The organism is Streptomyces sp. ActVer (genome assembly GCF_027270795.1).
In the GTDB taxonomy this organism is placed as follows: Bacteria; Actinomycetota; Actinomycetes; order Streptomycetales; family Streptomycetaceae; genus Streptomyces; species Streptomyces umbrinus_A.
On sequence record NZ_JAPWHT010000981.1, the window covers coordinates 1 to 787 of the forward strand.

General features: G+C 71.0%; 1 protein-coding gene. It reads left to right on the forward strand.

All coding sequences use genetic code 11. The features are described from left to right. Positions 1-125: 125 nt before the first annotated feature. On the forward strand, positions 126-787 hold a 662-nt coding region (locus tag O3Q52_RS53735; protein ID WP_269655634.1), incomplete at its 3' end, for a sugar phosphate isomerase/epimerase.

The following is a 787-nucleotide window of genomic DNA, read 5'->3' on the forward strand; positions in this document are numbered from 1 at the left end:
GGCTGATGTGGGTGTGTATCTCGCCTACGAGTTCCATCGCAACACGCTGTCCGATGGGGCTGATCGTGCCTCGCGGTTGCTGGAGGAGGTGGGGCGGGCGGCCTCTCTGTCACCGAGGAGTCGGCGTGAACCGGGTGTCGCCGCGGCTGGGGCTGTGTTCCGTCACCCTGCGGCATCTTGATGTGGCCGGGGTTCTGGCGGCCGCGGTCGAGGCGGGGCTCGAGTGCGTGGAGTGGGGTGCCGACGTTCACGTGCCGGCGGGTGACGAGGCCGTGGCCGTCCGGGTTCGCGGCGCCACGGAGGAGGCGGGGCTCGCGGTGGCCTCGTACGGCTCGTACTACCGCGCCGGGTGCACCGACCCGGCGGAGTTCGACGGGGTCCTTCGCTCCGCCGTGCTGCTCGGGGCGCCACGCATTCGGATCTGGGCGGGGGCGACCGGGACGGAGGAGGCTTCGCCGGAGGAGCGGGCGGCGGTTGTCGAGGACACCCGGCGGGCGGCGGAGCTTGCGGCTGATGTGGGTGTGTATCTCGCCTACGAGTTCCATCGCAACACGCTGACCGATGGGGCTGATCGTGCCTCGCGGTTGCTGGAGGAGGTGGGGCGGCCTGACGTTCTTACGTACTGGCAGCCGCCGCTCGATGTGGCCGACTCGGATGCGCTGCTCGGTCTCGACGCGGTGATTGACGGCGTTGCCGCCGTGCATGCGTTCTCTTGGTGGCCGGGGACCACTCGGCGTCCGCTCGCGGCGCGGGCCGAGTTGTGGGAGGGGGTTCTTGGGCGGCTGCG